Origin of the sequence: Actinophytocola sp. (genome assembly GCF_036402745.1) — a bacterium.
In the GTDB taxonomy this organism is placed as follows: domain Bacteria; phylum Actinomycetota; class Actinomycetes; order Mycobacteriales; family Pseudonocardiaceae; genus Actinophytocola.
Map to the genome: position 1 here is coordinate 1 of NZ_DASWSJ010000134.1, position 13,593 is coordinate 13,593.

At 72.5% G+C, this 13,593-nt stretch carries 12 protein-coding genes and 1 pseudogene; 6 read left to right on the forward strand and 7 right to left on the reverse strand.

All coding sequences use genetic code 11. The annotated features are described in order from the left end of the window. The coding region (locus VGD70_RS13275; protein ID WP_331081558.1) for a thioesterase family protein at positions 1-576 on the forward strand (576 nt) is incomplete at its 5' end. Positions 577-596: 20 nt separating this feature from the next. Here the strand turns inward: VGD70_RS13275 and hisG are convergent. The 3 genes from hisG to VGD70_RS13290 are packed head-to-tail and all read right to left on the reverse strand — an operon-like array spanning position 597 to position 2,455. After that, positions 597-1,442 carry an ATP phosphoribosyltransferase gene (hisG, locus tag VGD70_RS13280; protein ID WP_331081619.1) on the reverse strand — a complete coding sequence of 282 codons (846 nt, stop codon included), beginning with the start codon at positions 1,440-1,442 and terminating at the stop codon, positions 597-599. A gap of 32 nt (positions 1,443-1,474) precedes the next feature. Continuing rightward, positions 1,475-1,738, reverse strand: a complete 264-nt coding sequence (locus tag VGD70_RS13285) for a phosphoribosyl-ATP diphosphatase (RefSeq protein WP_331081560.1) — start codon at positions 1,736-1,738, stop codon at positions 1,475-1,477. 39 nt (positions 1,739-1,777) lie between these two features. After that, positions 1,778-2,455, reverse strand: coding sequence for an HAD family phosphatase (locus tag VGD70_RS13290; protein ID WP_331081562.1), 678 nt, complete (start codon positions 2,453-2,455; stop codon positions 1,778-1,780). A 181-nt stretch (positions 2,456-2,636) separates the two neighbouring features. Between VGD70_RS13290 and VGD70_RS13295 the strand changes: the two genes are divergently transcribed. After that, positions 2,637-3,548, forward strand: coding sequence for a PAC2 family protein (locus VGD70_RS13295; RefSeq protein ID WP_331081564.1), 912 nt, complete (start codon positions 2,637-2,639; stop codon positions 3,546-3,548). Beyond that, positions 3,549-4,685 carry an MFS transporter gene (locus VGD70_RS13300; protein WP_331081566.1) on the forward strand — a complete coding sequence of 379 codons (1,137 nt, stop codon included), beginning with the start codon at positions 3,549-3,551 and terminating at the stop codon, positions 4,683-4,685. Between the two features lie 171 nt (positions 4,686-4,856). On the opposite strand, the gene mshC is transcribed toward VGD70_RS13300, so the two are convergent. Then, positions 4,857-6,101 (reverse strand): cysteine--1-D-myo-inosityl 2-amino-2-deoxy-alpha-D-glucopyranoside ligase, encoded by a 1,245-nt coding sequence (mshC, locus tag VGD70_RS13305; RefSeq protein WP_331081568.1) that lies wholly within the window; start codon positions 6,099-6,101, stop codon positions 4,857-4,859. A 69-nt stretch (positions 6,102-6,170) separates the two neighbouring features. On the opposite strand from mshC, the pseudogene VGD70_RS13310 reads away from it, so the two are divergent. Continuing rightward, a pseudogene (locus VGD70_RS13310) lies at positions 6,171-6,737 on the forward strand (S8 family serine peptidase); the annotation flags it as partial. Positions 6,738-6,754: 17 nt separating this feature from the next. Beyond that, positions 6,755-6,982: a hypothetical protein gene (locus VGD70_RS13315; protein WP_331081569.1), complete on the forward strand. Its 228-nt coding sequence runs from the start codon at positions 6,755-6,757 to the stop codon at positions 6,980-6,982. On the opposite strand, the gene VGD70_RS13320 is transcribed toward VGD70_RS13315, so the two are convergent. Then, positions 6,945-7,943: an aldo/keto reductase gene (locus VGD70_RS13320; RefSeq protein WP_331081571.1), complete on the reverse strand. Its 999-nt coding sequence runs from the start codon at positions 7,941-7,943 to the stop codon at positions 6,945-6,947. The two genes, VGD70_RS13315 and VGD70_RS13320, sit on opposite strands and share 38 nt — an antisense overlap. Before the next feature lie 65 nt (positions 7,944-8,008). On the opposite strand from VGD70_RS13320, the gene VGD70_RS13325 reads away from it, so the two are divergent. Next, on the forward strand, positions 8,009-8,758 hold the full coding sequence (locus VGD70_RS13325; RefSeq protein WP_331081573.1) for a DUF427 domain-containing protein: 750 nt from the start codon (positions 8,009-8,011) through the stop codon (positions 8,756-8,758). Here the strand turns inward: VGD70_RS13325 and VGD70_RS13330 are convergent. Together VGD70_RS13330 and hrpA are read right to left on the reverse strand one after the other, a co-directional pair. Further along, positions 8,755-9,573, reverse strand: coding sequence for a peptidoglycan-binding protein (locus VGD70_RS13330; RefSeq protein WP_331081575.1), 819 nt, complete (start codon positions 9,571-9,573; stop codon positions 8,755-8,757). The genes VGD70_RS13325 and VGD70_RS13330 overlap by 4 nt on opposite strands. An 82-nt stretch (positions 9,574-9,655) precedes the next feature. Then, a complete protein-coding gene (gene hrpA / locus VGD70_RS13335) occupies positions 9,656-13,552 on the reverse strand; it encodes an ATP-dependent RNA helicase HrpA (RefSeq protein ID WP_331081577.1) in 3,897 nt (1,298 codons plus the stop codon). Between the last annotated feature and the right edge of the window lie 41 nt (positions 13,553-13,593).

Sequence of the window (13,593 nt, forward strand, 5' to 3'; positions counted from 1 at the left end):
CTGGAGGTCACGGCGAGCGTCGAGCGGCCGGGCCGGGCGGTCGAGCTGCTCGGGGGTGAGCTCAAGGCCGGCGACCGCACAGTGGTCCGCGCCAGGGCGTGGCGGCACATCATCTCGGACACCAGCACGGTGGCGGTCGGCGTGGACGACCCGCTGGCCCCGCCCGAGGACGGCGAGCCCATGCACCGGCCGGAGGGCTGGGGTGCCGGCTACCTCGACGTGATGGAGTGGCGCGCGCTCGAGGGCCACCTCGGCAAGCCGGGACCCGCCAAGGTCTGGGCCCGCCAGGGCGTCGACCTCGTCGCCGGTGAGCGGCCTACCGGGCTGCAGCGCCTGCTCGTCGTCGCCGACTCGGGCAACGGGGTCTCCAGCCGCATGGACCCGCGCGACTGGCTCTTCATCAACTCCGAGCTGACCGTGCACCTCTACCGCGAGCCGGCCGGCGAGTGGATCGCCCTCGACGCCACCACGGCCATCGGGCCGAACGGCGTCGGCACGGCGTTCACCGTCCTGCACGACCTCACCGGTCCGGTCGGCCGCGGCGCCCAGGCCCTGCTGGTCCGGCCGCAGGGGTAACTAGTGTCCGCGCCGGGACACTAGAGCCGGCAGGAGCGGATGTCGGACGCCAGCACGGCCTTGGCTCCCAGCGCCGACAGCCGGTCCATCACGAGGTTGGCCTCGTTGCGCGGCACCATCGCCCGCACGGCCACCCACTCCGGGTCGGCGAGCGGCGCGACCGTCGGCGACTCCAGGCCCGGCGTGACCGTGATGGCCTCGTCGAGGAGCGTCTTCGGGCAGTCGTAGTCCAGCATCATGTACTGCTGCGCGAACACGACACCCTGCAGCCGCGCGGCGAGCTGGTCCTTCGCCGGCGAGCCGTTCGCGTTCGTGCCGTGCAGCAGCACCGCCTCCGACTCGCAGATCGGCGCGCCGAAGGCCACGAGGTTGTGCTGGCGCAGCGTCCGGCCCGAGCCGACGACGTCGGCCACCGCGTCCGCGACGCCGAGCTGTACCGAGATCTCCACCGCGCCGTCGAGCCGGATGACCTCGGCCGTGACGCCGCGGGCCGCGAGGTCCTCGGACACCAGCCGCGGGTACGAGGTGGCGAGCCGCTTGCCGGCGAGGTCGTCGACCGCCCACTGGCGGCCGGCGGGCGCGGCGTAGCGGAACGTCGACCCGCCGAAGCCCAGCGCGAGCCGCTCGGTGACCGGGGCGCCGGAGTCCAGCGCCAGGTCACGCCCGGTGATCCCCAGGTCGAGCTCGCCCGAGCCGACGTAGATCGCGATGTCCTTGGGGCGCAGGAAGAAGAACTCGACGTCGTTGGTGGGGTCGAGCACGGTCAGGTCACGCGACTCGTGTCGCCCGCGGTACCCGGCCTCGGCGAGCATCTCGGCGGCCGGTCCGGCCAGCGCGCCCTTGTTCGGCACGGCAACCCGCAGCATGGTCATGACTCCAGTGGGCTCGAGGATACGGCTCAGAGGTGGCGGTACACGTCGTCGAGGGTGAGGCCGCGGCCCAGCATCAGGACCTGCACGCGGTACAGCAGCTGGGACACTTCCTCGGCAAGGCGCTCGTCGGACTCGTGCTCGGCGGCGATCCACACCTCGCCGGCCTCCTCGAGCACCTTCTTGCCCTGCGCATGCACCCCCGCGTCGAGCGCGGCGACGGTGCCGGAGCCCTCCGGCCGGCCGGCGGCCCGATCGCGGAGTTCGGCGAACAGCTCGTCGAACGTCTTCACAGGTGATGATCCTGCCATCGCACCCGATCGTGGACGCGGCTAGGCCATCAGTGCGGTGAGGTCGGCCACCGTCAGTCCCTCGAGAGACGTGCGGAACGTGCGGCGCTCCCCCGGCTCCACGGGCACCTCGCACGGGACCACCAGGACCTGGCAGCCCGCGGCCACCGCCGACCTCGTGCCGGTCGGCGAGTCCTCGATCGCGACGCAGGACGGCGGGGCGACGTCGAGCAGGCGGCAGGCCTTCAGGTACGGCTCCGGCAGCGGCTTGTTCAGGCCCTCGACCTCGTCACCGCACACCGTCACGTCGAACAGGTGCCGGCCGATCGTGTCGAGGGCGATCTCGGTGAGGCCCCGCTCGGTGGACGTGACCAGGGCCATCGGGAAGCCGGCGGCGTGGACCTCCCGCAGCGCGGCGGCGGCGCCGGGCCGCCACGGCAGGTCCTGGCGGAAGACCTCGGCCATCCGGCGGTCGATCCAGGCCGCGCCGTCCGCGACCTGTTCGGGCGACGGGTCGGGGATGCCCACCTCGGCGTAGAGCAGGCGCAGCGTCACCATGACGTTGGTGCCGACCATCGCCTGCCGGGTGGCCGTCGACAGCTGGCCGCCCAGCTTCTCGGTCAGCTCGTACAGCGGGATGTCCCACAGCTTCTCGGAGTCGAGCAGGGTGCCGTCGAGATCCCAGAGGACGGCAGCGGGTCGGTTCTCGATATCACTCATATGGCGAGGTACTTGGCTTCCGGACGATGGACGACATGGACGTGACGTGTGACGTAGGGCACAGCACGCCGGCGATCTTGTCCGTCCCGATCAGGGCAGCGAGCAGCCCGGACGTGTTGTCTGCCGGCATGCGACCAGCCTACGGTCCCCCGCTGTCCGCCCCGGGTCGTAGGCTTGCCCGGTGACCGATCCGGACCAGCAGCCGTCGACCCCGTCCCCAGCCGACGAGGAGCGCCAACTCGTCGAGCCAGTCCTGGTGGCGGCGTTCGAGGGCTGGAACGACGCCGGGGACGCCGCCAGCGCCGCGATCGAGCATCTCCAGCTCACGTGGGAGGCCACCGACCTGGCCGAGATCGACCCCGACGACTACTACGACTTCCAGGTCACCCGGCCGACCGTGCGCATGGTCGACGGGGTCACCCGGCGGGTCGAGTGGCCCACCACCCGGCTGTCGGTGTGCCGCCCGCCCGGCGCCACCCGCGACGTGGTGCTCATGCACGGCATCGAGCCCAACATGCGGTGGCGCAAGTTCTGCGCGGAGCTGCTCGAGCAGATCGACCGGCTGGGCGTCTCCACGGTGGTGACGCTCGGCGCGCTGCTCGCCGACACCCCGCACACCCGGCCCGTGCCGGTCACCGGCACCGCCTACGACGCGACGTCGGCGGCCCAGTTCGGGCTCGAACGGTCCCGCTACGAGGGCCCCACCGGCATCGTCGGCGTGCTGCAGGACGCGTGCGTGCAGGCCGGGGTCCCGGCGATCTCGATCTGGGCGGCGGTGCCGCACTACGTCTCGCAACCGCCCTCGCCCAAGGCCACGCTCGCGCTGCTGCACCGGGTCGAGGAGGTTCTCGACATCGAGGTGCCGCTCGGCCAGCTGCCGGACCAGGCCGAGGAGTGGCAGCAGACGGTCAGCGAGATGGCCGCCGAGGACGAGGACGTGCGCAACTACGTGCGGGCGCTGGAGGAGCGGGGCGACGCGGAGACCGCGCTGAACGAGACCAGCGGCGACGCGATCGCCGCCGAGTTCGAGCGCTACCTGCGCCGGCGGCGACCGGGCGGCCCGGGCCGCGGTCCCACCGGTCCCGGCGCCTGAGTGGTCGATCGGCTCCTCGACCGCCGCCGGCTCGCGATGGCGGGGCTGCACGCGGGCGCGTTCCTGGGCCCGTTCGGCGGCGGCGTCACCTCGGCCATGCTGCCGGAGCTGGGCGCGGACTTCGACGTGTCCGCGACGACCGCGTCCGCGACGATCACCGCGTACCTGGTGCCGTTCGCGGGGCTGATGCTGTTCTCCGGCACGCTCGGCGCGCGGTGGGGGCTGCGGCGCAGCGTCATCGGCGCCTACCTGGTGTCGATCGCCGGGTCGGTGCTGTGCGCGGTGTCGACGACGTTCCCGCTGCTGCTGGCCGGCCGCGGGGTCCAGGGCGTGGCCAACGCGTTCACGACGCCGCTGCTGATCGCGACGATCGCGGCCACCACGCCACGAGAGCGGCTCGGCCGGTCGCTGGGGTTGTTCGCGTCGCTGCAGGCGGCCGGGCAGACGTCGGCGCCGCTGCTCGGCGGCCTCGCGGCCGAGGCGAGCTGGCGGCTCGCGTTCGTCGGCGTGGCCGTGGCGGCCGCGGCGCTGGCCGCGATCGGCCTGCCGCCGTCGGCGGAGTCCCGCCCCGCCGAGCCGGCCCGGCTGCGTGCGGCGTGGCGGCCGGAGGTGCTGCGCGCGGCGGCCGTGGCGCTGGTCGGCTGGGGCTGCCTGGGCGGGCTGACGTTCCTGGTGGCCTTCCGCACCGACGACGGCTTCGGCCTGGGCGCGAGCGCGCGCGGGTTGCTGCTGACCGCGTTCGGCGTGGTGGGCATGCTCACCGCGCACCTGGTCGGCCGGCTGATCGAGCGCACCGGCGCGCGGCCGGCCACCCTGGCCGGCGGGGTGCTCGGCGCGGTGCCGATCGCGCTCATCGGAGTGGTCCCGTGGCTGCCGGCGGTGGCCGTGCTGTGGGCGCTGGCCGGGTTCTTCGCGCAGTTCATCCAGGTGGGCCTGAACGCGCTCGTGCTGACCGGCGACAACGCCAACCCGGCGGGCGCGGTGTCGGTGGTGCAGGCGTTCCGCTTCGTCGGTGCGGCCCTCGCCCCGGTCGCGTTCACGCCCGTGTACCACGGCTCAGCCGCGGCCGGCTTCCTGCTGCCGGCCGTCCTGCTGGCCGCCGTCACCCCGCTCGCGCTGCTGGTCCGCCGCCGCTGAGACCTCCTTGTCCGCCCGCCCGGTCCAGCGCCACACCCTCCGCGTGCTCGGCGTAGAACCGGGAGACCAGCGAGCACACCCGCAGCCGCTCGGGGAAGGGGCCGGCGGGCACACGTCGAGCGGCACGGTCCTGTGCTGCCGCGACCCGGACGCCAGCCAGCGCGAGATGTTCTACACCCCGGACCATCCCGGGAGCGCAACCCCCAGCAGGGCGTCCACCGCGTCCCTGATCTGGGCCGGCGCCGCGGTGTCCGAGCCCTCGTCGGCCGCCCACGCGTCCAGCGCGCGGATGGCCTGGGGGGTGTTCAGGTCGTCGGCCAGGTGGTCGCGCAGGCGGGCCACCGTGGGCTCCGCCGGGGGGCCGGACTCCCGGGACACCGCGGCGCGCCAGCGGGCCAGGCGGGCTGTCGCCTCGTCGAGGACCGTGTCGGTCCAGGCGCGGTCCTCGCGGTAGTGGCCGGACAGCAGACCCAGGCGCACGGCCATCATGTCCACGTTGTCGCCCCGTAGGCGGGACACGAACACGAGGTTTCCCAGCGACTTCGACATCTTCTGGCCGTCGAGGCCGATCATGCCGGTGTGCGTGTAGTGCCGGGCGAACGGGTGCAGGCCGGTGAGCGCCTCCGCGTGCGCGGCGCTGAACTCGTGGTGCGGGAAGATCAGGTCCGATCCGCCACCCTGGACGTCGAAGCCCATGCCCAGCTGGTTCAGCGCGATGACGCTGCACTCGACGTGCCAGCCCGGCCGGCCCGGCCCCAGCTCGCTGTCCCAGCTCGGCTCGTCCGGCCGCGCCGTGCGCCACAGCAGCGCGTCCAGCGGGTGCCGCTTGCCGGGCCGGTCCGGGTCGCCGCCGCGTTCGGCGAAGAACTTCGCCATCGTGTCGGCGTCGTAGTTCGACACCGAGCCGAAGTGGCCCGACGCGAGCCGGTCGAAGTAGATGTCCGGGTATTGCTCGTCGTCGGCCCGGTAGGCCACGCCGTCGCTCAGCAGCTTGGCGACCGCCTCGACGATCTCCGGGATCGACTCCACCGCGCCGAGGTAGTCCCGCGGCGGCAGCACCCGCAGCGCCGTCATGTCCTCGCGGAACAACGCCGTCTCCCGCATCGCCAGCACGACCCAGTCGCTGTGGTCCCGCTCGGCCCGCTCCAGCAGCGGGTCGTCCACGTCGGTGACGTTCTGCACGTAGTGGACGTCGTGCCCGTTGTCGAGCCACTGCCGGTGCACCAGGTCGAACGCCAGGTAGGTCGCCGCGTGCCCCAGGTGGGTGGCGTCGTACGGGGTGATTCCGCAGACGTACATCGTCGCGGTGGGGCCCGGGGTCGTCGGGCGGATCTCCCCGGTGGCCGTGTCGTACAGCCGCAGCGGGCGCGGCGTGCCGGGAACGCGCGGCACCGGGTGGGATGGCCAGGTCTGCATGGGATCGACATTAGACGGCCGACTCGTATACGAGTGTCGACCGTCGAACTGTGACCCCCGTTACAGCCCGTGCTGAGCAACGAGGGCTCGGGCGCGGACGGCGGGATCCTGTCCGGCATCGCGTGGGTGGTCGCCAGCGGATGCCGGGTGGTGTCGATGTCGCTCGGCGCACCGACGACGCCGGACCAGCCGTACTCGCGGCTGTTCGAGCGGGCGGCCCAGCGGGCGCTGGCCGCGGGAACGCTGATCATCGCCGCGGCGGGCAACGAGAGCAAGCGGTCGGCCGGCGTGGTCAACCCGGTCGGGCATCCGGCCAACTGCCCGTCGATCATGGCCGTCGGCGCGATCGACGCCAACCGCGCGGTCGCCGACTTCTCCTGCGGGACGGGGCCCGTCGGTGGCGTCGACCTGGCCGGCCCGGGCGTCGACGTGTACTCGAGCTGGCCGATGGACCGGCGGTACCGGCGCATCAGCGGCACCAGCATGGCCACGCCCCACGCGGCCGGCGTCGCGGCGCTGATCGGGCACGCGACCGGCGCGCGGGCCTACGAGCTGTGGGCGCGGCTGTCCCAGACGGCGCGGCGGCTGGGCTTGCCCTCGACCGATGTTGGGGCAGGATTGGTGCAAGCGCCCTGACACCTGAGGAGGCCGGCTTGGAGGAGGTCCTCGTCTCCACCGACGACGACGCCGACCTGGCCGCCGTCGTCGAGGCCCTGCGCCAGGCCGGCCTGTCCGTCACCGAGGTCCTGACCGAGGTCGGCGTGGTCATCGGCACGGCCGACAGCGACAAGCTCGCGTCGCTGTCGGCCGTACCCGGCGTCGCGGAGGTCGAGCCGCAGCGCACTATCCAGCTGCCACCGCCGGACTCCCCGGTGCAGTAGCCACCTCGGCGAGCTCGGCCAGCTGCTCGCTCGTCAGCGGGCCGTGCGCGAGCGCGCCCGCGTTCTCCTCGGCCTGCGCCACGGTGCGGAAGCCCGGGATCGGGATGGTCCGCTCGCTGCGCGCCCACAGCCAGCCGAGCGCGCCCTGGGCGAGCGTGCGGCCGTCGCTGGTGAGGATCTCGCGGACGGCGTCGACCCTGGACTGCCACTGCGCGGTGGGCACGCCGTCCCGGAAGAAGCGCAGCCAGTCCGGCGCCGCCGAGCGAATGTCGGCACCCGTGGCCGGTCGGCTGGCGGTGCGCCGGCCGAGCAGGCCCATCGCCAGCGGTGAGCGGTTGATGCTCGCGAGGTCGTGCCGGTCGCACACGGCCAGGAGCTCCGGCGCGTCGTGCAGGACGCTGAGCTCGTGCTGCACGGCGACGCAGTGCGGCCCGGCCGCGAATGCCGCGGCCCGCCCGGGGTCGTCGGTGCTCCAGCCGTAGCCGCGGACGAGGCCGTCCCGGACGAGGTCCTCGCCCGCCTCCCGCAGGGCCACCGCGTCCTCAATGGACGGTCCGATGTGGAGCTGGTAGAGGTCGAGGTGGTCGGTGCCGAGCCGCTTCAGGGTGGCTTCCAAGGCGCGGCGCACGTACCCCGGCGAGGCGTCGGTCCCGGTGCGCACCTTGGTGTCCGCGTCGAAGACGTTGCCCCACTTGCTGGCGATGACCACCTCGTCCCGGTGCCCGGCGAGCGCGCGGCCGAGCACCTCCTCGCTGTGGCCCGCGCCGTACACGTCCGCGGTGTCGAAGAACGTGACACCGAGGTCGACGGCGCGGCGCACCGCGCGGATCGACTCGTCGTCGTCGACCTCGCCCCAGCCGAGCGGTTTTCCCTCTGTGTCCGAGAATGGGCCGCCGATGGCCCAGCAGCCGAACCCGAGTGCGCTGACCTCGACGGTTCCCAGCTTTCGCCTGTTCGTCATGTCTGCATTCTGGGACCCGAAGCGCGCTCCAGGTCCAGCCCTGATTTCGGAGTAGGTTGGGGCGCATGGCGCAGACGCGTGGCAAGGTGAAGATCGAGACGGGCCTCAAGCGGGTCCGGGCGTACGTGTCCGGGCAGCTGGTGGCCGACTCACACCGGCCGGTGCTGGTGTGGGAGATCCCGTACTACCCGACGTACTACCTGCCGCTGGCCGACGTCCGGGCCAAGCTCGAGGCCACCGGCGCGGTCGACCACTCCCCGAGCCGCGGCGACGCGACGCTCTACGACGTGGTCGTCGACGGCGTGACCGTGTCGGCGGCCGCGCGCCGCTACCTGGACTCCCCCGTCCCCGAGCTGCGCGACCTGGTGATGCTCCGCTTCGACGCGATGGACGAGTGGCTGGAGGAGGACGAGCCGATCTACGTCCACCCGCGCGACCCGTACAAGCGGGTGGACATCCTGGCGAGCTCGCGCCACGTGGAGGTCCGCATCGACGGCGTCACGGTGGCCGACTCGCACCAGCCGCGGATCCTGTTCGAGACGGGCCTGCCGCCGCGTTACTACCTGCCGCTGCCGGACATCCGCATGGACCTGCTTCGCCCGTCCGACAACCAGACCCAGTGCCCGTACAAGGGAACGGCGTCGTACTGGCATGTCGACACGGGCGAGGCGGTGCACGAGGACATCGTGTGGATCTACCGCTCGCCGCTGCCCGAGAGCCAGAAGGTGGCCGGCCTGGCCTGCTTCTACAACGAGAAGGTCGACATCCTCCTCGACGGGGAGCCCCAGGACCGCCCGCACAGCCCGTTCAGCTAGGCCCGCTGGTACTCCTCCCAGGTGACCCTGGTGACCTGGGGGCCGTCGTCCGGGCCGCGGTTGGCCAGGCCGTTCTGGCCGAGGTAGTAGTCGCCGGCCTGGTGCTGGGCCGCCGGGGACAGGTCGGTGTCGGAGATCGCCACGGCGTGGATGTGGTACGCGAAGCCCTGGTCGGGGGTGCGCAGCCACGCGGCGAAGCCCACCTGGCGCAGCGTCCGGACCACCGTGGTGCGCAGCGTCGTCGACATGCCGGACACCGAGATGTCGACCACCCCGCCGCCGTCGTGGGTGCCGGCCGAGTCCGGGTTGCCGGGGGTGTACGAGCCCTGGGTGATCGTGAACGTCCGGGCCAGCAGGCGCTCGGCCTCCACGAGCATCGCCTTTGTGCGAGTGTTCATCGTCGCGCTGTGGTAGGTCAGGCGGGCGCCCGGCGTCAGCGTGCTCGTCACCGTGAAGCGGCCCTCGCCCAGGGTCTGCAGCGACGTGCGGCCCGGCAGGCCGGACGCGTCGAGGCCCGTGTAGCCCAGCGAGCGCTGGTATGCCGCGTACGCATCGACCGTCTTCGTGCCGAAGTGGCCGTCGACGTAGCTCGTGGCCAGCAGGTTCTTCGCGTCCAGGGCCTGTTCGACCAGCAGGACGCTGTCGCGGGCTCCCGGGGTGAGCGCGGTGTCCGGCCGGCGCGGGTCGATCTGCGCGGCCTTCACCACCGCCTCCATGTTGGCCGCCGGCAGGGCGGGCGCGGCGACCACCGGCAGCTCGACGGCGGCGGATCCGATCAGGACCAACAGGGCCACCCCGGCGGCTCGAACCCTCATGAGAACTCCTCACCACATTTACGTGGAACTGGTTCATCACTCACATGAGAGTTAAGCGTGCCGACGGCCGCAAAAGCAAGGGTCAGCCGAGATCGTCGATCGCCCGGTACACCCGCTTCTCCGACACCGGATAGGCCGTGCCCAGCGTCTGGGCGAAGTAGCTGACCCGCAGCTCCTCGATCATCCAGCGCACCCGGCCGTCGTCCCCTGGCCGGCCGCGCACCTCGGCATAGGCCTGCTGCGCGTCCTGCACCGCGTACGTCCACTCGAGATCGCGGTCCGGTCGCTCGGCCAGCTTGTCCAGCCGCCGCAGGATGCCCCGCAGGTAACGCTCCACATCGGACAGCCGGGCGAGTCCCGCGGCGGTGACGAAGCCGTTGAACACCAACGCGGAGCGCTGCGCGCGCATGTCGGCCACCGACTCGGCGAACACCGCCCCGGTCATCCGGGACAGCGCCGTGTCGACCTCGGCGTCGGCGGTGAGCACGCCCCGCACCCGGTCGAGCACCTGGTAGGTCGTGTCCGCCAGGCCCGCGCGGACGGCGGCAACCAAGGCATCGAAGTCGGCGGCGGTCCACACAGGACCGCCGTGGGCGGCGATCAACGTGTCCGCCGCCGCGTTGACGCAGTCCTCCAGCAGCCCCGGCACGCCGCCGTGCGGGTTGGCCGACAGCGCGAGCTTCGCCGCGTTCGGCAGCTGGCGCACCACCTGCTTGACCGGCGACGGCACGGTGAGCAGCACCAGCCGCCGCGTCCCCCGCCACATCGCCCGCGCCTGCTCGGCCTCGCTGTCGAACAGCCGGATCGCGACGCTCGCACCCGTGTCGACCAGCGCCGGGTACGCGGTGACCTGCTGGCCCGCCCGGCGCAGCGACACGCCGCGCTCCAGCGTCCCGAAGGACCACGAGGTGAGGCCCTCCTGGGTGAGCCCCTCCGACCCGGAGGCCAGCGACTCGCGCACCCGCGAGGCCAGCTCGCGCTTGAGCGCCCCGAGGTCCTTGCCCTCGAGGATGACTTCGCCGGACTCCTCGACCACCTGGAACGTCGTCCTGAGGTGCTGCGGCACCTGGTCGAGCTGCCACGCGTCCGGCGGCACGACCACCCCGGTGAGCGTGCGCAGCTCGGCGGCGACCAGGTCCAGCGACGGCTCGGCGACGGGGGCGAGCCGCGCGCGGACGGCGGCGGCGAACTCCGGCACCGGCACGAAGTTGCGCCGCACCGGCTTGGGCAGCGACCGGATCAGCGCGGTGACGAGCTCCTCGCGCATGCCCGGCACCTGCCACGGCAGGCCGTCCGCGCTCACCCGGTTCAGCAGCGCGAGCGGCACCTGCACGGTGATCCCGTCGGTGGCCGTGCCCGGCTCGAACCGGTACTGGAGGCCAAGCCGGATGTCGTTGTGCCGCATGGCATTCGGGTACGACTCCGGGCTGACGTCGGCGACCTCGGGGTTCACCAGCATCGCCGGGTCGAAGCTCAGGAGCTCCGGCTGCTCGCGGCGGGTCTTCTTCCACCACGTGTCGAAGTGCCGGCCGGACACGACCTCCTGGCCGACGCGCTGGTCGTAGAACTCGAACAGCGTCTCCTCGTCGACCACGATGTCGCGCCGGCGCGCCTTGTGCTCCAGCTCCTCGGCCTCGGCGAGCAGCTCCGCGTTGCGCCGCAGGAACTTGTGGTTGGTCTGCCACTCCCCCTGCACCAGCGCGTGCCGGAGGAACAGCTCGCGCGCCACCGGCGCGTCGATCCGCCCGTAGTTCACCGGCCGGTCGACGACGATGGGCAGGCCCAGCAGCGTGACCCGCTCGGAGGCCATGACCGCGGCCCGCTTCTTCTCCCAGCGCGGCTCGCTGTACGTGCGGCGCACGAGATGCCCGGCGAGCGGCTCGATCCACTCGGGATCGATGCGCGCGACGACCCGGCCCCACAGCCGCGTGGTCTCGACCAGCTCGGCGGCCATCACCCAGCGCGGCTGCTTCTTGAACAGCGCCGAGCCGGGGAAGATGCCGAACTTCGCGTTGCGCGCACCGAGGTACTCCTTGCCGGTGGGGTCCTTGAGCCCGATGTGCGACAGCAGCCCGGCGAGCAGCGCCAGGTGGATCTTGGCCGGGTCGGCGGGTGTCTCGTTGGGCGTGACGTCGAGGCTCTTGGCCATCTGGCGCAGCTGGCCGGCGACGTCCTGCCACTCGCGCACCCGCAGGTAGTTGAGGAACTCGGCGCGGCAGAGCTTGCGGAACCGGTTGGCGGACAGCTCACGCTTCTGCTCGGTGAGGTAACGCCACAGGTTCAGGTAGGACATGAAGTCGGACTCGGGGTCGCGGAACCGGGCGTGCTGCTGGTCGGCCGCGGCCTGCTTCTCGACCGGCCGCTCCCGCGGGTCCTGGATGGACAGCGCGGCGGCGATCACGACGACCTCGCTGACGCTGCCGTTCTGGTCGGCCGCCAGCACCATGCGGGCGAGCCGCGGGTCCACCGGCAGCCGGGCGAGCTTGCGGCCCAACGGGGTGAGCCGCGCCTCGGACTCCTTGGTCGAGCTGTCGAGCGCGCCGAGCTCGTGCAGCAGGTTCATGCCGTCGGTGATGTGCCGGCGGTCCGGCGGCTCGACGAACGGGAACGCCGCGATGTCGCCGAGATCGGCGGCGGCCATCTGCAGGATGACCGACGCGAGGTTGGTGCGCAGGATCTCCGGGTCGGTGAACTCGGGGCGCGCGTCGAAGTCGTCCTCGGCGTAGAGCCGGACGCAGATGCCGTCGGAGGTGCGGCCGCAGCGGCCCGCGCGCTGGTTGGCCGAGGCCTGCGAGATGGGCTCGATCGGCAGCCGCTGGACCTTGAGCCGGTTGCTGTACCGGGAGATGCGCGCGAAGCCGGGGTCGATCACGTACTTGATGCCCGGCACGGTGAGCGAGGTCTCGGCGACGTTGGTGGCGAGCACGACCCGGCGGCCGCGGTGGGCCTGGAACACCCGCCGCTGCTCCCCTGTGGACAGCCGGGCGTATAGCGGGAGGATCTCGGTGCCGGGCCGGTCCTGGGCCACGAGCGCGTCGGTGGTGTCGCGGATCTCGCGCTCACCGGAGAGGAACACGAGGATGTCGCCCGGGCCCTCGGCGCACAGCTCGCCGACCGCGTCGAGGATGGCCTGGGTCTGGTCCCGGTCCGGGTCGGCCACGGGGTCGTCGGGGTCCACGATCGGGCGATAACGCACCTCGACCGGGTACGTCCGGCCGGAGACCTCGACGATGGGCGCGTCGTCGAAGTGCCGGGAGAAGCGCTCCGGGTCGATGGTGGCCGAGGTGATGACGACCTTGAGGTCGGGCCGGCGCGGGAGCAGCTGCTTGAGGTAGCCGAGGATGAAGTCGATGTTGAGACTGCGCTCGTGCGCCTCGTCGATGATCAGCGTGTCGTACTGGTGGAGCTGGCGGTCGGACTGCAGCTCGGCGAGCAGGATGCCGTCGGTCATCAGCTTGACCAGGGTGTCGTCGCCGACCTGGTCGGTGAAGCGCACCTTCCAGCCGACCGCGGCGCCGAGCGGCACGTCGAGCTCGTCGGAGATCCGCTCGGCGACCGTGCGCGCGGCGATCCGGCGGGGCTGGGTGTGGCCGATCTGGCCGCGCACGCCGCGGCCCAGCTCGAGGCAGATCTTGGGGAGCTGGGTGGTCTTGCCGGAGCCGGTCTCGCCGGCCACGATCACGACCTGGTGCTCGGCGATGGCCTTCTTGATGTCCTCGCGCCGCTGGCTGATCGGCAGCTCGGCGGGGTAGGTGACGGTCGGCATGGCGGCCCGGCGGCGCTCGATCCTGGCCACGGCCTTGTCGACCTCGCCGGCGATCTCGGCGATGCGTTGCTGCTTGACCGCCTGGTCGCGGAGCTTGTCCAGCCCGTCGAGCCTACGGCGAATCCGCCGCTCGTCGCGCAGCGTCACCTCGGAGAGGCGCGCGCGGAGATCGGCGAGGCGAGTGCCCACGGCAGGCGATGATGGCGGAGTCATACGGCATCGAGCGTAACGGCGGGCACGACCGAGTTAATTCC